Genomic DNA, 17,393 nt, shown 5'->3' on the forward strand with positions numbered 1-17,393 from the left:
GAAACCCGGAACACCGCCCCTCGCCCCCGCCCCGGCCCGGAACACCGCCCGGCGGCCCGTGGTCCGGGCCACCGCCCTCCGGCTCAGAACACCGCGCGTACCTCCCCGACCTCCGCCGCCCCGCCGAGCAGCGGCGCCCGTCCGATCCGGGCCACCACCGGTGCGTCCACGCCGAGCAGCCCCAGCGCGCGGGCCAGCACCGGGCCGAGCGCCCGGGTCGCGCCGTCGTCGATCTTGAAGGCGAGGGCCCGTCCGTCGGCCAGGGCCACCGCCTGCACGGCCTCGGCGCCCATCTTGGAGAGCGTCCCCGGGACCTCGCTCATCAGCCAGGTGTCGGGGCGCCGGGTGCCCGCCACGTACTCCGGGTGGGCCCGCATGGCGTCCGCGACCCGGCGCTCGGCGCTGCCCGGCTCGGCCAGCACGAAGGACCGGAAGGCGCGGGCGAGACCGGTCAGCCCGATCGCCATCAGCGGGGCCCCGCAGCCGTCGGTGCCGACCGCCGCGACCGGCTCGCCCGCCGCCTCGGCCACGACCCGGCCGACCATCTGCTGGAGGGGGTGGGCGGGGTCGAGGTAGCCCGCGGTGTCCCAGCCGTTGCGGACGCAGACGGCGAGCATGGCGGCGTGCTTGCCGGAGCAGTTCATGGTGATCGGCTCGCGTACGTTCCCGGCGGCGAGGTAGGCCTCGGCCGCGACCGGGTCCAGGGGCAGGTCGGGCGGGGTCCGGAGGTCGTCCGGGGACAGCCCGTGCTCGGCGAGCATCTTCCGTACGAGGTCGAGGTGGAACGGTTCACCGGAGTGGCTCGCGGCCGCCAGCGCCAGCCGCTCCCCGGACAGCTCCAGGCCGGCCCGCAGGATCGCGGCGGCCTGCATCGGCTTGTTGGAGGAGCGGGGGAAGACCGGGGCGTCGGGGTCGCCGAACGCCCGCTCCACGCTCCCGTCGGCGGCGAGGAGGACCAGCGAACCGCGGTGGTGCCCCTCGGTGAACCCGGACCGTACGACCTCCGCCAACACGGGCGGGGCGGGGGCTATCGCGGCAGGGGCGGCGTCGGTGGACGTCATGGTGGCCTTCCGGGAGAGGGTCGGTACGGGCGGTGCGAAGCCCGGCGCCACCGGAGGTCGGGGCGGCGGCCGGGTGGTTGCGGCACCCGCCGCCCGGAGGTTCGGCCGGACGGGCGGGTGTGCGGGACCCGCCGCGTCCCGAAGGGTCGCTTCAGGCGAGCAGGTCGTCCACCTGGGCTTCCCCGTCACGGTACCTGCGGGCGATCTCCGCACTGCAATCGTCCGTGGTGCGCTGGAGCTCGTGACGGCGCCGGGAGACCTGCTGCTCGTAGCGGACCAGTCGGCCCATCGCGTCGTGCAGCTCCTGGTCGGTCCGGGCGGCCAGGTCCGACAGCTCCACCTCCGCGAGGTTCTCGGCGGCCAGCTGCCGGAACTCGTCACCGCGCGGCGTGGTCAGGGTGACGTGCCGGGCGGAGGTGCGGTGCCGGGACGGGGCGTCGGCCAGGATCTCCGAGAGCCGGTCCACCACCGGGGCCTCGGGCACCGGCGCCCGCGGGTCGCGCCTGCGGGCCAGCTCGGCGCGGAGGATGTCGATCCGGCCCTGGACCAGTCGGCGTACGTAGCTCAGGTCGGCCTCGTCCCGCTGCGCGTCCCGGCGCAGCGTCCGCAGCTCCGGCAGCCGCAGCCCGCCGAACCCGGCCGCCCCGCCGCCCTGTTCCGGCACGGACGCGAGCCCGCCGGGCAGAATGGGCCGTACGGGTGAGCGCAGGGTGCCGGTGCTGAGGCCGCTGCCGCTGCCGGAGCTGGCGCCCGCACTGGCTCCGGCGGGGATGCCGCCGGTCGGTGGACCCGGTGCGGGCCCGGGAGATTGTCCGGCTCCATAGGTACTCATGCTGTTCCGTCCCCTCGGCCGGTGCGTCGGCACACCGACATCGTGCATGGTGCCACCCTGCAAGGTGCCCCCGCAGACACTCTGTACCCGTTCAGCCCAAGATAGGTTGGTCTGTATGCGTGCAGTGGTACAGCGAGTGGACGGCGCCAGCGTCTCGGTGGCCGGTACGGGCGAGAGCCCCGGTGCGGACGGCGTCGTCGGCGAGATCATCGGCGAGGGCCTGTGTGTGCTGGTCGGGGTCACCCATGACGACACCCCCGAGAAGGCGGCCCAGCTGGCCCGCAAGCTCTGGTCCGTCCGCATCCTGGAGGGCGAGAAGTCCTGTTCGGATGTGAATGCCCCCCTCCTGGTGATTTCGCAGTTCACCCTCTACGGGGACGCCCGCAAGGGCCGCCGCCCCACCTGGAACGCCGCCGCCCCCGGCGGGGTGGCCGAGCCGCTGGTCGACGAGGTGGTGGCGCAGCTGCGGGCGCTGGGCGCGCAGGTGGCGACGGGCCGGTTCGGGGCGGACATGCGCGTCTCGCTCACGAACCACGGCCCGTTCACGGTGATCATCGAGGTGTGAGTCCCGGGGCGGCCGATCGCCGGTCCCCGACGAGCGGTGACCGGTGGGGGCGCCCGCGGGATCCCGCGACGCGTCGCACAGCGTCACCCGACTGCCGGGAGCGCACGCACAGGAGGTACGGGCCGACCTGCCTACGCTGTTCGTCCACGGAACGCACTCCGCCTTCCCCGGACGACGTCCGCATCCGCCCCGGCGACCTGGTCGGCTGCTCGCGGCGGTGCGGCCGACCAAAGGCGATCAACTCCTGTGACATGTACGGATACGCGGATCGGACCCGACGCGGCCGGCGGCGCCGCCCACCGGACCGGTGCCCCCTCCCGGCACGGCGAGCGCTGACCCATGGCGACGCGCCCCCTCTCCGCCCGGCCGCACCACCCCCGGCCGGTCCGACGCTCACCGGCCGGGCGGTCCGCCCCTCGCTGGGCCCGTACCGCGCTGCGCGTCTGGACGGCGATCGGTGTGCTCGTCCTGGCCTGGCTGCTGCTGCGTTTCCTGAGGCCACTGGCCCCGCTGCTGTGGCCGCTGGCGGTGGCCGCGGTGGTCGCCTACCTCCTCGCTCCCCTGGTCGCCTACCTGGAACGTCGAAGGGTCCGCCGAGGACTGGCCGCCGTACTGGTGACGGCCGGGCTCGCGGCGGTCTCCTTCGGACTCGCCGCTCTGCTCGTACCCCCGCTCGTCGACCAGGTCTCGCAGGCCACCGCCGGCCTTCCCGCCTCCGCGGAAGAGGCGGAACGGCAGCTGAACGCGCTGGCCGCTCGGCTCGGGCTGGATGCGCGGGCCGATCTCGACGGCGCGGCCATCGTCGGCTGGCTGGAGCAGGAGGGGAACCGCGACGCCCTCGCCAGAGTCATCTCCGGACTCGGTGCGGCGACGCGCATCGCCGCCCTCGGCCTGCTCCTGACCCTCGCGGGCCTGGTGATCGGCTTCTATCTGCTGGCGGACCTGCCCCGCGTGACCCGCTCGACGGCCGCCCTGCTGCCGGAGCGCCGACGCGCCGAGGTGAGCGAGGTGGTGGGCCAGTGCCTGGCCGCCGCCGGCGCCTTCCTTCGCGGACAACTCCTGGTCTCGCTGTTCGTGGGCAGTGCCTCGTCACTGGCGCTGTGGGCCATCGGGCTGCGCTACTGGCTCTTCGTCGGTGTCGTCGCCGGGGTGACCAACCTGGTCCCCTTCATCGGCCCTCTCGTGGGAGGCGCGCTCGCGGTCGCCATCGCCCTGCTGAAGGGCAGCCTCCTGCAGGCCGTGGCGGCCGCCGCGGTCATCCTGGTGGTGCAGCAGGTGGAGAGCCACGTCGTCTCGCCGCTCGTGCTGGGGCGGGTGGTACGACTTCCTCCGGTCGTCGTCCTGGTGGTGGTGCTCGTCGGAGCGGCCTTCGCCGGAGTGGTCGGGATGCTGGTCGCCGTACCGGTGACCGCCTGCGCTCGCGTCGTGGCACAGCACCTGCGCAGATGAACGGGATGCGCGGCACCGGTGCCCGGACGGTCGGCCCGGGGCGGCTCGATCGCGAAAGATCGCGGTACTCGCCATACTGAGGGAGGGGCTGCGAGGGACGGCACGCCATCCGGCCGAAGGGAAGTGGCCTTCGTGTCTCATCATGTGCTCGTCGGCGTGGACGGGTCGCCGCAGAGCGCCGCCGCTGCCGAATGGGCCGCACAGGAAGCACTGTCGCGCGGGGCGCCGCTGCTGATGGTGCACGTGTACGAGGGGCTGGGCACGGCGACTGCTGCGGGCGGGCCCGCCGGGCGACGCCACTGGGCGGACGGGCTCCTGACCGACGCGGCGGAGAGGCTGCGGAGCGACCACTCCTCCCTGGCGCTCAGCACACGGGCGCTGCCCGGGCTGCCTGCCTCGGTCCTGGCGGCCGAGGCGGCCGACGCCGACCTGCTGGTGCTCGGCTCACGCGCGCTGGGCGGCGTGATGGGCTTCCTCCTCGGATCGGTCGGCAGGAAGACGATCAGCATGACGGAGCGGCCCGTCGTGCTCGTACGGGTACCGGGGCAGGATGCCTCGCCGCGGGGGGCCGGACCGGTCGGGTCCTGGCGGGGCGTGGTCGTCGGCGTGGACGTCGACCAGCGCGGCGACCCGCTTCTCGCCTTCGGATTCGAAGAGGCCGCTCGGCACGGCGGCCGCCTGCTGGCGCTGGCCGGATGGTCCATCCCTCCGGTGGTCCGCGACGCGACCGCACTCCTGGCAGCCCAGCGGGAGATGGAAGAGGACGTCGCGCGGCGCCTCACCGAGATCCTGGCGCCCTGGCGGCGGAGGTTCCCCTCGGTGGACGTCGTCGAGCGGGCACCTCTCGGCGCGCCCTCCCATCTGCTGGTCCACGCGGCGGCCGAGGCGGATCTCGTGGTGGTGGGCCGACGCGCCGGCAAGGCCCCCCTGGGCCCCCGCATCGGCTCCGTCGCCCAGGCCGTGATCCACCACAGCGTCGCGCCCGTCGCCGTCGTCGCCCACTCCTGACGGCGGCCCCGCGGCAAAGGCCGTGCCTCTGCGCTTCCGCCGCCCGGCCCTGACGCGTGGCCGGGCGGCGCGCCCCTCGAAAGCACCGGGTTGCGCTCAGGCCGCCTCGCCCCGCGTGTCGGGCGGGGCTCCTCACCCCGTCCGGGGATCCTGGCCCCATGAACACCGCCGTCGCGGTGCCGGCCGCCCTGCTGTCCGCCATCTGCTTCGGAGTCGGATCGGTGCTGCAGCACCAGGCGGCACGCCAGGCATCGCCGCAGAAGTCGTTGCGGCTCGGGCTCCTGCTCGAGCTGGCCCGTCGGCCGACATGGCTGGCGGGGATGGGCCTGGTCGTCCTCTCCTTCGCGTTACTGGGCCTCGCACTGGCCTTCGGCCCGCTGATCCTGGTCCTGCCGTTGGCAGCCATGGACCTCGTCTTCGCCCTGCCGCTGCTGGCCTGGCGTCGTCAGGTGCCCCTGGCCCGCCTGGAGGTGACCGGCATGGTGTGCACGGCGGGCGGTGTGGCCATGTTCCTGACGGTGCTGCCACCGGCCCCCCACGGGACGCCGGTTCCGGCGCTCGGCGACTGGGTGCCCGCGCTCGCGGCCATCGGCGGCGCGGTGCTCCTGCTGCTCCCGGCGGGGATGAGGCGCCGGGGGCGGGCGTCGGCCGCCCTGTACGCCCTCTCCGCGGCCTTGCTGTTCGCGCTTCTCGACAGCCTGATCAAGAGTGTGGCCGGCCGGGTCCGGACCGACGGCTCCGCTGTGTTCCTGCACTGGGAGCTGTACGCGCTGATCGTCGTCGGCGTGGTGGGCCTGACCCTGTCGCAGAGCGCCTACCAGGCCGGCCCCCTGGCCGTCAGCCTGCCGGTCATCGACACCGTGGAGCCGATCGGCGCGGTGGTGATCGGCGTCACCGTCTTCGGCGAACAGCTCGCCTCGTCCACCTGGGCATCGGCCGTGCAGGCGCTGGGCGCGGCCACGGCCGTGGCGGGCATCGTCCTCCTGGACCGGTCTCCGCTGGCGCGGGCCTGAGGTGATCGGTGCGCGCGACCGGTGCCCGGTCCGGCACGGACGGTGCGTGTGCCCACCCCGGGACACCGCGGCGTCGGGTTCCCGGAAAGCCGGGTCATCTCCTCTACTATCGAACCCCGCCACAGGGGGTGATATATGCCTAATTCGACTCTCGTCCTGAGCGTGCACCCTGCCACCGCGGTACGCCGACACCCGGGCGCGGGGGTTCCCGCACGCGCCTCGCATCTCGCCGAACACGCGGCCGCCGCACGGTGACGGTCCACGCGGCGGCGCTGACCGGCACGCTGGCCTCCATGGGGGGACTGGCCGCCGTCGCCCCCGTACTCGAGCGGCGGCTGGGAAGGGACACGGGATATGTGCTCGCGGCCGGCTTCATCACGCTGGCCGTGCTGCTGGGACTCGTGGCCCGGGCTCCGCTGGCGGGGGACCCGGTCGTCGCGTCCTGGCCGTGGATGCCCTCACTCGACGCGGCCTTCACCCTGCGCCTGGACGGCCTGGCCTGGCTGTTCTGCCTGCTCATCCTCGCGGTCGGCGCGCTCATCCTCGTCTACAGCGCACGGTATCTGCCCGAGGAGGGGCGGCACGGGCGGTTCTACACCCTCCTCACGGCCTTCGGAACCGCCATGCTCGGCCTGGTCCTCGCCGGCGACCTCGTCCTGCTGTTCGTGTTCTGGGAGCTCACCACGGTCCTGTCGTTCCTGCTGATCGGGACGACCGGACCGCATGCCGACCGTCCCGCGCTGCGGGCCCTGCTGGTCACGGCGCTCGGCGGGCTGGCCCTGCTGGTCGCCGTCGTCCTGCTGTCGGTCACGGCGGGAACCACCGACCTCGCCGCGGTCCTCGCGGCCCGCGAGGAGATCCTGGAGTCCCCCGTCGCACCGGCCGTGGGGGCGCTGTTGATCCTCGCGGCCGCCACGAAATCCGCCCAGTTCCCGTTCCACTTCTGGCTGCCGGGCGCCATGGTCGCCATCACACCCGTCAGCGCCTACCTCCACGCCGCCACCATGGTCAAGGCCGGCATCTACCTGCTCCTGCGGTTCTCCGCCCTGTACGCCGGGCAGCCCGGGTGGTCCCTCGCCCTCACCATGGTGGGGCTCGTCACGGCCGTGCTGGGCGCGGTACAGGCGCTGCGCGAACACGACCTCAAGGCCCTGCTCGCCTACTCAACGGTCAGTCAGCTCGGTCTGCTCACCGCGGCGATCGGTGTCGGCACGACTGTGGCCCTGGCCGCGGCCGTGCTGCACACCTTCGCGCACGCCCTGTTCAAAGCGACGCTGTTCATGCTGGTGGGCGTCATCGACAAGGAAGCGGGCAGCCGCGACATCCGGAAGCTGTCCGGCCTGCGCCGCGTCATGCCGGTGACGGCGACGCTGACCGGACTCGCCAGTCTGTCCCTGGCGGGCGTCCCTCCGCTGATCGGCTTCGTCAGCAAGGAGTCGCTGTTCGAGGGCTTCGCCGGAGCCGATGTGTTCCCCGGCGCCAACCTCGTCGCGGGCACCCTGGCGATCACGGCCTCCGCCCTGACCTTCGCCTATGCCATGCGCATCTTCTACGACGCGTTCGCCGGTCCGACCATGCAGCGGCGGCTGTACGAGCCGGCCTGGTCCTTCCTCGCTCCCGCCGCGGTCGCGGCCGCCGCCGGACTGCTCCTCGGACCGTTCGTGACCTTGCTGAACCCGGTGACGCGCCAGGCCGTCCTGGAAGCCGAGCCCGGGGGCGTCCCTCCCCACTTCTCGTTCTGGCACGGGATGAGCCTGGAGCTGGGGATGTCCGCCGTGGCCATGGCGTTCGGCCTGACGCTCTTCGTCCGCCGCGACAGAACCGACGCCTGGCTGGAGCGGCTGCCCCGGCTCGGCGGCACCAAGACCTTCGACCGCGCCTACCGAGGGGTGCTGCGCCTGGGGGAACTGGTGGGCCGCCCCGACCTGCGGGCGGCGCCCGCGCCGTACCTGCTCCGCCCGCTGCTGGGCCTCATCGCGCTGGGCATCGCCGGAGTCGTGCTCCTGGACTCTCCCGCCGCTCCCCGCGGCCATGCCGGGGACGGCCCGGTGGAGTGGGCGGTGCTGCTGCTGCTCGCGGCGGCGGTGGCAGGACTGGTCACGGCCCGTTCGTCCGTGGCGACCGTGGCCTACCTGGGCGCCACGGGGCTGGTCGTGACCGTGTGGATCCTGCTGGCCGGGGCGCCGGACGTCGCCCTCACCCTGCTCCTGGTGGAGGTACTGACCGCCGTGGCAGCCGCCTTCGTCCTGCGCGACCCGCGCCCGCCCGCCCGCCCACCGGACCGCCGCGGGAGCGCACTGGCCGCACCGGCCGCCTGGTGCGTGGCGGTGCTGGTGGGGCTCGCCGCGACCGGCTGCACCCTCGCCCTCACCGGGCATCGGGAACTCTCCCGCGCGGGCGACTACTTCCTCCGCAACGCGCAGCCGCAGACCGGCGGAAGCAACGTGGTCAACACGATCCTGGTGGATTTCCGAGGGCTGGACACCCTCGGCGAGTCCGTCGTCCTCGCCGCGGTCGCCCTCGGCCTGGTGATGCTCCTGCCGAGGGCACCCGCCTCCACCGGTGCCCCCGCCCTGCCGTCGTCCGCGTACGCGGACGTTCTGGGCCCGGCGTACCGCTTGCTCGCACCGGCCATGGCGATCCTCTCCGGCTACCTGTTCCTGCGCGGCCACGACGAGCCGGGAGGCGGATTCATCGCCGCTCTCACCGCGGGAGCCGCCGTGGCCCTCGCGCATCTCTCGGGCGTCGCCCTTCCCCGGTGGATGCGCGGCGGGCCGCTCGTCGCGGTCGGGCTCGTGCTCGCCCTGGCCACCGGGCTCGCCGCCACGTTGACCGGCCGTCCGTTCCTCACGCCCCTGAAACCGCTGGGCGACGGCCCCGGCACGGCGCTGCTGTTCGACGCCGGCGTGTACCTCCTGGTCCTGGGGCTGATGGTCAGCTTCGTGGACCGGCTGGCCGCCCCCCGGGCCGAGCCGTGCTGACCGCCGCGCTCGCCGTCGGCGTCCTGACGGCCGGAGGCGTCTACCTGCTGCTGCGGCCCGGTCTGCTCCGGATGACGTTCGGCTTCGTGCTCCTCGGGCACGCCGTGAACCTGCTGTTCCTGACGGCAGGCGGTACGGCCCGCAGAGAGCCGCCCCTGATCGGGCACGGTGACCTCGCACGGATGGCCGACCCGCTGCCCCAGGCGTTCGTCCTGACCGCCATCGTGATCACCTTCGGCATCACCGTGTACCTCCTCGGCCTGGTGCTCACCGGGTCCGACGGAAGCGCGCGGGGGCGCACACCGCCCGGCGACCGTCAGGAAGGCCCCTCGTGAACAGCACGGTCCTCACCCTCCCCGTGGCCCTTCCGCTCCTGGCGGGCGGGCTCCTCGTGCTCGTTCCCTGCGGACCCCGCCCGCGCCGGTGGACCGCCGCCGCGGTATCCGCGGCGGTGCTCGCTCTCGGTGTGGTCCTCGTGGCCGCGACCTCGGACGGCTCGGTCGTCCGCCAAGCCGTCGGCGGATGGCCTCCGGGCATCTCGATCATGTTCGCCGCCGACATGCTCAGCGCCCTGATGCTGTGTGCCGGCGCGGGTCTCGTCCTGGTCTCCCTCGCCTTCGCCGCCGCGACCCGCGACGACCGGGACCGCCGGTTCGTCCCGCTCGCGCTGCTGCTGTCGGCGGGTGTGTACGGGGCCTTCCTCACGGCCGACCTGTTCAACCTCTTCGTGTTCGTCGAGGTCATGCTCGTCCCCTCCTACGCCCTGCTCACCATGGCGGGCCGCCGGGAGAGAGGGGCCGCGGGCCGGGTGTACGTCACCGTCAGCCTGCTCGCCTCGACGATCCTGCTCGCGGGAGTCGGCTTGCTGTACGGCGTCACCGGCACCGTGAACCTGGGCGAACTGGCGGGTGCCGCGACCCGCGACACGGGCGCGGCCCTCGCCGCCGGAGTGGTGCTGCTCGCCCTGGCGGCCAAGGCGGCCGTGGTGCCCCTGCACGGCTGGCTGCCCCGCTGCTATCCGGCGGCACCACCCGCGGTGACCGTCCTCTTCTCCGGCCTGCTCACCAAGGTGGGCGTCTACGCGATCATCAGGATCTACGCGGTCGTCTTCGACGGCACCGGACTCTCGCCCGTCATCATGCCGGTCGCCCTCCTGACGATGGCGGTCGGCGTGCTGGGAGCCGTAGGACAGCCCGACATGCGGGGCATCCTGTCCTTCCACATGGTCAGCCAGATCGGCTACCTGCTCCTGGCGGTGGCGCTCTTCACCTCGGCCTCCCTCACCGCGGGAGTCTTCTTCCTGGTCCAGTACGTCCTGGTCAAGGCGGCCCTCCTGGTCTGTGCCGGCGCGGTGGAGAACACGCACGGCACCGACCGCCTGGACCGCCTGGGCGACCTGGCCCGCACCGCCCCCCTGCTCGCCGTGGCCTTCCTGGTCTCCGCGTTCTCCCTGGCGGGGATGCCGCCCCTGTCCGGGTTCGTCGCGAAACTGGCCCTGATCAGGGCCGCGACCGAACAGGCGGAGTACCTGGCCGTGGGGGTGGCGACCGTCGTCAGCCTGCTCACGCTCACCTCCATGATGAAGATCTGGAACGCCGCCTTCTGGAGCCGTCCCACCCCCTCTTCCCCCTCGCGTACGGCGTCCCGAGGGCCCACGGCCGCGGTCGCGGTGCGACCGGCCCTGACGGTGCCGGCGCTGGCCCTGGCCGCCCCCTCGCTGGTCCTCGGCGTACTCGCCCAGCCGCTGCTCACGGCCGCGTCCGCCGCGGCGGGCGGCCTGATCGACCCCTCGGCCTACGTACAGGCGGTGACCCCATGACCTCGCCCCCCACCCACCCGCTCTCCGAAGCAGCCGCCCGTTGCGGCCGAGGGCTGTCCTTCCTCTTCCACTACAGCCGCAGCTTCCTGCGCGCCAACGCCGTCGTTGCCTGGGAGATCATGACCCCCGGGAGCGGGATCGCTCCCGCCATCGTGAGGATGCCCCTGCGCGGCCGGTCCGCCTGGGAGAGGGTCGCCTTGGCCCACCTGATCACCCTGACCCCCGGGACGCTCGTCCTGGAGGTCGAACTGGACCCGCCCGCTCTGTACGTCCACGGCATGCACGCAGCCGACCCCCAGCGCTTCCTGGCCTCCCTCCACGACATGGAGGACCGCCTCCTGGGCATGCTGCGGCCGCGCGAGAGGAGCGGGGCATGACGGCGGTGGACGTCATGCTGGGCGTCCTCGCCGCCGTGATGGTCGTGGTGATCTGGCGCCTGGCCGTCGGCCCGACCGACGCCGACCGCCTCGTGGCAGTGGACCTGGCGTTCGTGGTGTTCGTGGCGGCGATCGCGCTTCTCGCCCTCCGGCTGCGGACCTCCGCCGTGCTCGTCCTGGTGCTCGTCGCGACCCTCGTGGGCTTCCTCGCCACCGTGGCCGTGGCCCACCTCCTGGAACGCGGGCGGCGGCCATGACCGCACTCGCCGTGCTCGGGTACACGCTGGCAGGCACCGGAACGGCCTTGATCGGCATCGCCGCCGTCGGGCTGGTCCGTCTCCCCGACGCCTACAACAGGGCCAACGCCGTGGCCAAAGCGGCAGCGCTCGGCGTCGTAGGCGTCCTGCTCGGCGTCCTGGCCCTCAGCCCCTCGCCGTTCAGCGGCGTCATGCTCGTCGTCGGAGCCGTGTTGCAGCTGCTGACCACTCCGTTCGCCGCCTACGCCGTAGGCCGGGCGGCACACCGCTCCGGCGCCCCGAGGGCTCCGTCGACCCACCACGACGATCTGTCCGACCACCACACCTGACGCCCCGGCCCGCGCGACGGCGATGGCCGGCAGGGGTCTCACCGCAAGATGCAGCGAGCGGCATGCGCCCTATATTGTGACAATATGGACACTTGGCTGGTCGTCCTTCTCTGCGTCGGGGCCTGGGTGGCCACCGGCCTCCTCACTGCCTGGTGGATGGCGCGCCGGGGCCACAGACGGCCGTGGTGGCTGTTCATGGGCGCCGTTCTCGGACCCGCCCTGGCCGCCGCCGCCGGAGAGCGGGTCCAGCGGCACCCCGAGCGGCTCTCGCGGATGGAGACCGGTGCGCGCGGACCCGGCGAGCTGCGGGTGCTGGTGGGCGTGGACGGCTCCGACGAGTCGCAGGCGGCGCTGGATCTCGCTGTCGAACTCCTGGGGCCGTACGCGGACTCGCTCGTCGCCGCCGAGGTGGTGGGATACGACGCGGCCGAGGACGGGTGGGACCCGAGCATCGTCGCGGCCAAGAGTCGTCTGAGCACCGCCGCCGAGCAGAGCGGGGGGCGGGTGACGGAGTGCGACGTCCTGTCCGGGCCGCCGGCGCAGGCGCTGATGAGCTACGCGACGGAGCAGGACATCGACCTCATCGTCGTCGGCACGCACGGGCGGGGCCTGTCCCGTCGGCTGCTCGGCAACGTCGCCCAGGAACTGCTGCGCCAGAGCACGGTGCCGGTCCTCGTGGCCGGCCCCCACCAACACGCGACCCGCCGGTGACTCCGGGGGCGGTGCAGAGCGCTCTGCACCGCCCCCGGAGCCACGGCCCGACCCGGTCGGCCGTGCTGTCGGCTCGGCGTGAGCGGACCCGGTGGAGGCCGCCGGGGCGGCGCGCTCCGGCCCTCCGGTCCGCCGCGGGCCCCGGCAGGCCTACGGCTCGACCACCGTCTCCTGCGCCGCGGCCGTGTCCCCGGCGAGCAGCTCCGCGTCCACGGCCACGTTCCGCTTGACCAGGGCCAGGGCGATCGGGCCCAGCTCGTGGTGGCGGGCCGAGGTGGTGATGAAGCCGAGCTGGCGGCCCTCCTCGCCGTCGGCGGCCAGCCGTACCGGCGTCCCGTGGCCGGGCAGGTGCACCTCGCTGCCGTCCAGGTGCAGGAAGACCAGTCGGCGCGGCGGCTTCCCCAGGTTGTGGACGCGGGCGACGGTCTCCTGGCCCCGGTAGCACCCCTTCTGGAGGTGGACGGCGGTGCCGATCCAGCCCAGCTCGTGCGGGATGGTGCGGTGGTCGGTCTCGAAGCCGACACGCGGCCGGTGCGCCTCGACGCGCAGCGCCTCGTACGCCAGGATCCCGGCGGCCGGGCCGTTGGCGGCGGCGTACGCCTCCAGGTCGGCGCGCGGCAGGAAGACGTCCCGGCCCTGCGGGGTCTCCCGTACGGTCACCCCGTCCGGGACCTTGGCGATGGAGCCGGCCGGGAGGTACACGACGGCGGTGTCCTCGGTGCGGTCGGCGACCTCGACCCGGTAGAAGAACTTCATCGACTCCAGGTAGGCGATCAGCTCGCCCTGGGTGCCGGGTTCGACGTGCATCCACACCGTCGTCCCGTCGTCGACGAGATACATGGCGTGCTCGATGTGCCCGTTGGCGGAGAGGATCAGGGCCTCGGTCGCCCGGTGCGGGGCGAGGTCGCTGACGTGCTGGGTGAGCAGCAGGTGCAGCCAGCTCAGCCGGTCGTCCCCGGTGACGGTGACGACACCGCGGTGGGAGAGGTCGACCAGGCCGGTGCCGTCGGCGAGGGCGCGTTGCTCGCGGAACAGATCGCCGTAGTGTGCGGCGACACCTTCGTCGCGGCCCTCGGCGGCGACGGCGCCGGGCAGGGACAGCAGGGGGCTCTTCATGCCGCCCAGCCTACGACTTGGGCCCGCCGTCCCCCGCAGCCGTACAGGCCCGGCACCGGCCGAAGATCGCGAAGTGCTTCATGTCTGTGTCGAAGCCGAAGTCGGCGCGGAGCTTCTCGGTGAAGTCGGCGACGACGGAGAGGTCCGCCTCGATGACGTCCTTGCAGTCCCGGCAGACCAGGTGGATGTGGTGGTGGCGGTCGGCCAGGTGGTACGTCGGGGCGCCGTGCCCGAGGTGGGCGTGGCTGACCAGCCCCAGCTCCTCCAGGAGCTCCAGGGTCCGGTACACCGTGGAGATGTTCACCCCGGACGCGGTCTTGCGCACTTCGCACAGGATGTCGTCCGGAGTCGCGTGCTCCAGGGCGTCGACGGCCTCCAGGACGAGCTGACGCTGCGGCGTCAGCCGGTAGCCGCGCTGCCGAAGATCGGTCTTCCAGTCGGTGCTCACCACAGGCCCAGTGTAGGGCGGGTGAGCACCGGCCAGGAGGCTCGCGGCGCAGGGGCCTACTTGAAGAACGCGATGCCGTCGTCCGGCATGTCCGGGAGGCTACGCGCCATCTCGGCGACCTCTTCCGGAGTGACGACCTTCTTCAGGTGCGCCGACATGTACGGCCGCAGCTCGACGTCGGGGGTCGACTTCTCGCCGACCCACATGAGGTCGCTGTTCACATACCCGTAGAGCCGCTTGCCCCCGCTGTACGGACCGGAGGCCGCGGTGCGGGCGACCGCATCGGTGACCAGGTCGATCTGCGGCTTCTGGTGCGCCAGCTCGCCGTACCAGATCTCGACGACGCCCTGGTCCCGGACCATGACGACCTCGACCTTGCGGTCCTTGTCGACGCGCCAGTAGCCGGACTCCGACTCCAGCGGGCGGACCTGGTTGCCTTCGCCGTCCAGGACCCAGCTGTGGGAGACGTACTCCAGGAAGTCACGGCCGTCGTGGCTGAACGTGACCTCCTGGCCGAAGTTGCACTTCTCGGCACCGGGGAAGTCGGAGACGCCCGCACCCGCCCACTTGCCGATGAGGAAGGCCAGCGGGACGAGGTCCGGGTGGAGGTCGGACGGGATCTCGATCATGAGCGGCTCAGACGATCTGTGAGAGGGCGGAACGATCGGGTACGGCGAGGGTCAGCGCTGGCCCTGGTACAGCTTCTTCACGGCGACGACCGTGAAGGCGAGCACGCCGACGCAGACCAGGATCAGCAGGGCGGAGAAGAATGCCTCAAGCACGGGGGCTCCTCGGAATGAGCGGTATGGCGGCAGTACAGGGCCGGGCCCCAGCCTAATGGGTGGGGCCCGGGCCCTCTCGTCCAGGGATGGGCCGAACGGCGTCACCACCGCCCGGCCCGCCCCTCCTCCCCCGGCTGTGCGCCTCAGCCCAGCAGCTGGTTCTGGAGGATCACCGTCTGCTGGAACGGAATGCGGGCAGCCTCCGCCTCGCCGGGGCGCTCGTGGACGATCAGGGCGAGCGTGTCACCGGCGACGGAGTACGCCTGGCGCGTGTGCGCGTCGCCGTGCGGGGCCTTCACGGTGAACACGTACGACGCCACCCCCTCCACCGCCCGCGTGGACTTCCAGGTCGTGTCGAACGCGACCTCCTCCGCCCCGGCCAGCGGCCAGCGCATCGTCACCCCGATGTTCAGTTCCCGCTGTACGTCGGTGACGGCACCGGCCGAGTCGAACCGGAGCAGATAGATCCGGGCCCGGGTGCCGTCGGGCATGGTCCAGCCCCGGGCGGCGATGTGGCGGGGCGGGGTGTCGGTCAGGAGCTGGTCCAGCTCGTCGCGGTCCTCGGCCCGGTACTCGGCGAGGAACCGTTCCTGCTTGACCCAGCCGCCGTTCAGCGCCTTGTCCGGGGTGGACCCGGCGGGTGCGGGCAGCAGCAGCTCGCGCAGGTCCGCGTGGTGGATCTGCGCCGCGTTGGCCTCGGTGAACGGGCGGGGCGAGCCGGCCGGGAGCGCGGGGAGGGAGAGCTTGGGGTACGCCCAGCGCCCGTCGTCCTCGGTGGCGAGCCCGGGGACGTCGCCCCGCTCGGCCGAGGTGATCACCAGCGCCGTCCCCGTACCGAGCCCGCCGAACACCAGCACCGCCGCCGTCCACCGGGCGACGGCCCGCAGGGCGCGGCGCGGCGGGCGGGGAGCGGCGGGTGCGGGGGCCTCCGGCACGGCCGGGGACGTGGTGGGCGCGGCGGCCTCCGTCGGCGGGGCGGAGGCGGGCGCCACGGTCTGCTGGTCGCTCATCTGATCGCTCATACGGACATCCCCGGGGACGTGATGTGGTCCAGTTGCTGCTTCACCAGGCCGGCGACCGTGGCCGCGCGGAGCGGCTTGGGGCCGTCCACCTGGAAGGTCACCGATGTCCCGCCCTCGTACGCGTGGCAGGCGATGCTGTCGACCGGGTTCTCGCGGTCGTCGGGCAGGCGGTAGCAGGTGGCGTTCTTGTGGCCGTCGATCTTCGGCCCCTTGTCCAGCACGCCGAATGCCTCCACGAGGGCGGTCTTCTGCTCGTGGAGGGTGCGGACCGTCCGCGCGTTCTCGGCCTGGGTGATCCGCACGGAGAGCACCAGGTCGCCGGAGTCGGCGGCGTACGAGCGGTGGGCGACGCCCCGGACCTTGAGCTTGCCGATAAGCGCGTCGAGCTGGCGGTACTGCTTGGCGCTCAGCCCGCGCCCGCCCTCCTCCTTCAGCGCGGCGACGGCGGCCTCCCCGCGGGCCTCACCGTCGTTGCTGAGGCCGGCGAGGTCCGGGCCGAGCCGGTAGCCCTCGGGCACGGGCAGCAGCAGCCTGCTCAGTTCGGTGTCCGCCCTGCCGCGGTCGGCCTTCGCCGCGGGGTCGGGGCCCGGCTCGGGGGCGCTGTCGTCCCAGACGGCCGTCTCGACGGTCCGGTCGGCGCCGCTCACGGCCTGGGCCGTGTAGGCGGCGCCGCCGCCCACCGCGGCGAGGACCAGCACGAGCGGCAGCACGGTGGCCACGGCCCGTCGGCGCCTCGGGGCGGAGGGCTCCGGTGCGGCGGGGGCTTCCGGAGTGGTGGAGGCCTCCGGCGCGGCGGAAGTGGTCTCGGCGTCGTCGCTCACAGGCGCTCCAGCTGTCGTTCGGCGAGGACGCGGATGTCCTTCTTGCTGATGGGCTTCACATCGCTGATGCCGATGTCGATCATGATGTCTCCGCGTACGGCCAGCGCCCTGGCGCGATAGAGGGGCAGATAGCCGGCCTCCCGCTCGACGGGGTAGAGGAAGTAGCGCCCCTGGCCGGTGCCTTCGATCGGATCCCCGGCGTTACCGGCCCCCTCCTTCGCTTCCGGCATGTAGGAGAGCTGGTTGGCGAGGTGATCGGGGGCGTAGCTGTCCAGGCCCGGCCTGAACTGGACCAGGGCGAGATGGGTGTGCCGGTCCTTCTGTACCCACTCGGTCGCCGCGACCCGGCGCAGACCGCTCTCGGTGAAGTACCGGAACATGCCCTCCCCGTCCTTGAAGTACCGGGCGTACTCCGCGTACGGCATCCATTCGCCGCCCTCGCGGGGGTAGTCCGGAGAGGCCTCCGCCCCCTTGGGCCGCTCCAGCAGCAGCTTGCGCAGGTCTCCGTCCGTCTTGACCCGCCGGTCCTCGGAGGCGGGCAGCGGGGCCGGGGCCTTGTCGGCCGCGAGCGGTTTCGCCGGGTAGGCCAGGCCGGGCTGGGAGAGGGCGGGCAGGGGCGTCGGTGGCCGCTGGGACTGGATGCCGTAGCCGACGGCGGTGCCGCCGGAGATCCCGAGCAGGGCCGCGGCGGCGATGATCAGTGCCGTGCGGCCCCGGGGTCTGCTGGTGGGCGAAACAGTGTCGTTCGGTTCCAAAAGGGGTCCCCCCGTAGTGAGTTCGAAGCGCGGGCGGCGCATCCGCG

Annotated in this window: 19 protein-coding genes; 11 read left to right on the forward strand and 8 right to left on the reverse strand. The window is 73.2% G+C overall.

What is annotated here, in order from left to right; translation table 11 throughout:
* Nucleotides 1–83: 83 nt before the first annotated feature.
* Nucleotides 84–1,061: an asparaginase gene (locus AC0682_RS27565; protein ID WP_478535795.1), complete on the reverse strand. Its 978-nt coding sequence runs from the start codon at nucleotides 1,059–1,061 to the stop codon at nucleotides 84–86.
* 151 nt (nucleotides 1,062–1,212) lie between these two features.
* On the reverse strand, nucleotides 1,213–1,893 hold the full coding sequence (locus tag AC0682_RS27570) for an RsiG family protein (RefSeq protein WP_478535797.1): 681 nt from the start codon (nucleotides 1,891–1,893) through the stop codon (nucleotides 1,213–1,215).
* Between the two features lie 115 nt (nucleotides 1,894–2,008).
* On the opposite strand from AC0682_RS27570, the gene dtd reads away from it, so the two are divergent.
* The 11 genes from dtd (at nucleotide 2,009) to AC0682_RS27625 (ending at nucleotide 12,402) form a co-directional block, all read left to right on the forward strand.
* A complete protein-coding gene (gene dtd / locus AC0682_RS27575) occupies nucleotides 2,009–2,458 on the forward strand; it encodes a D-aminoacyl-tRNA deacylase (protein ID WP_478535799.1) in 450 nt (149 codons plus the stop codon).
* 339 nt (nucleotides 2,459–2,797) lie between these two features.
* Nucleotides 2,798–3,907, forward strand: coding sequence for an AI-2E family transporter (locus AC0682_RS27580; protein ID WP_478535801.1), 1,110 nt, complete (start codon nucleotides 2,798–2,800; stop codon nucleotides 3,905–3,907).
* 132 nt (nucleotides 3,908–4,039) lie between these two features.
* Nucleotides 4,040–4,915, forward strand: a complete 876-nt coding sequence (locus AC0682_RS27585) for a universal stress protein (protein WP_478535803.1) — start codon at nucleotides 4,040–4,042, stop codon at nucleotides 4,913–4,915.
* A gap of 158 nt (nucleotides 4,916–5,073) precedes the next feature.
* Complete coding sequence (locus AC0682_RS27590) at nucleotides 5,074–5,928, forward strand: DMT family transporter (protein WP_478535805.1); 855 nt, start codon at nucleotides 5,074–5,076, stop codon at nucleotides 5,926–5,928.
* Nucleotides 5,929–6,179: 251 nt separating this feature from the next.
* Nucleotides 6,180–8,909, forward strand: a complete 2,730-nt coding sequence (gene mbhE, locus AC0682_RS27595) for a hydrogen gas-evolving membrane-bound hydrogenase subunit E (RefSeq protein WP_478535807.1) — start codon at nucleotides 6,180–6,182, stop codon at nucleotides 8,907–8,909.
* A complete protein-coding gene (locus AC0682_RS27600; RefSeq protein WP_478535809.1) occupies nucleotides 8,903–9,244 on the forward strand; it encodes a sodium:proton antiporter in 342 nt (113 codons plus the stop codon). The genes mbhE and AC0682_RS27600 overlap by 7 nt, the downstream gene beginning before the upstream one ends.
* Nucleotides 9,241–10,728: a monovalent cation/H+ antiporter subunit D family protein gene (locus AC0682_RS27605; protein WP_478535811.1), complete on the forward strand. Its 1,488-nt coding sequence runs from the start codon at nucleotides 9,241–9,243 to the stop codon at nucleotides 10,726–10,728. The genes AC0682_RS27600 and AC0682_RS27605 overlap by 4 nt, the downstream gene beginning before the upstream one ends.
* Nucleotides 10,725–11,105, forward strand: a complete 381-nt coding sequence (locus tag AC0682_RS27610; RefSeq protein ID WP_478535813.1) for a Na+/H+ antiporter subunit E — start codon at nucleotides 10,725–10,727, stop codon at nucleotides 11,103–11,105. The genes AC0682_RS27605 and AC0682_RS27610 overlap by 4 nt, the downstream gene beginning before the upstream one ends.
* Nucleotides 11,102–11,362: an MrpF/PhaF family protein gene (locus tag AC0682_RS27615; protein WP_478535814.1), complete on the forward strand. Its 261-nt coding sequence runs from the start codon at nucleotides 11,102–11,104 to the stop codon at nucleotides 11,360–11,362. Before AC0682_RS27610 ends, AC0682_RS27615 begins: the two co-directional genes overlap by 4 nt.
* Entirely contained in the window at nucleotides 11,359–11,691 is a 333-nt protein-coding gene (locus AC0682_RS27620) for a cation:proton antiporter (RefSeq protein ID WP_478535816.1), read from the forward strand. The genes AC0682_RS27615 and AC0682_RS27620 overlap by 4 nt, the downstream gene beginning before the upstream one ends.
* An 84-nt stretch (nucleotides 11,692–11,775) precedes the next feature.
* Nucleotides 11,776–12,402, forward strand: a complete 627-nt coding sequence (locus AC0682_RS27625; RefSeq protein WP_478535817.1) for a universal stress protein — start codon at nucleotides 11,776–11,778, stop codon at nucleotides 12,400–12,402.
* Between the two features lie 150 nt (nucleotides 12,403–12,552).
* Here the strand turns inward: AC0682_RS27625 and ygfZ are convergent, their stop codons facing one another.
* The 6 genes from ygfZ to AC0682_RS27655 form a co-directional block, all read right to left on the reverse strand.
* Nucleotides 12,553–13,518: a CAF17-like 4Fe-4S cluster assembly/insertion protein YgfZ gene (ygfZ, locus tag AC0682_RS27630; RefSeq protein ID WP_478535818.1), complete on the reverse strand. Its 966-nt coding sequence runs from the start codon at nucleotides 13,516–13,518 to the stop codon at nucleotides 12,553–12,555.
* Nucleotides 13,519–13,528: 10 nt separating this feature from the next.
* Nucleotides 13,529–13,969 (reverse strand): Fur family transcriptional regulator, encoded by a 441-nt coding sequence (locus tag AC0682_RS27635; RefSeq protein ID WP_478535819.1) that lies wholly within the window; start codon nucleotides 13,967–13,969, stop codon nucleotides 13,529–13,531.
* Between the two features lie 53 nt (nucleotides 13,970–14,022).
* Entirely contained in the window at nucleotides 14,023–14,595 is a 573-nt protein-coding gene (locus AC0682_RS27640; protein WP_478535821.1) for a heme-binding beta-barrel domain-containing protein, read from the reverse strand.
* A gap of 296 nt (nucleotides 14,596–14,891) precedes the next feature.
* Nucleotides 14,892–15,770 carry a hypothetical protein gene (locus AC0682_RS27645; RefSeq protein WP_478535823.1) on the reverse strand — a complete coding sequence of 293 codons (879 nt, stop codon included), beginning with the start codon at nucleotides 15,768–15,770 and terminating at the stop codon, nucleotides 14,892–14,894.
* A complete protein-coding gene (locus AC0682_RS27650; RefSeq protein WP_478535825.1) occupies nucleotides 15,767–16,591 on the reverse strand; it encodes a hypothetical protein in 825 nt (274 codons plus the stop codon). Before AC0682_RS27650 ends, AC0682_RS27645 begins: the two co-directional genes overlap by 4 nt.
* Nucleotides 16,588–17,346: a hypothetical protein gene (locus AC0682_RS27655; protein WP_478535826.1), complete on the reverse strand. Its 759-nt coding sequence runs from the start codon at nucleotides 17,344–17,346 to the stop codon at nucleotides 16,588–16,590. Before AC0682_RS27655 ends, AC0682_RS27650 begins: the two co-directional genes overlap by 4 nt.
* Nucleotides 17,347–17,393: the final 47 nt, after the last annotated feature.

It is taken from the genome of Streptomyces sp. NPDC043746 (genome assembly GCF_056436485.1).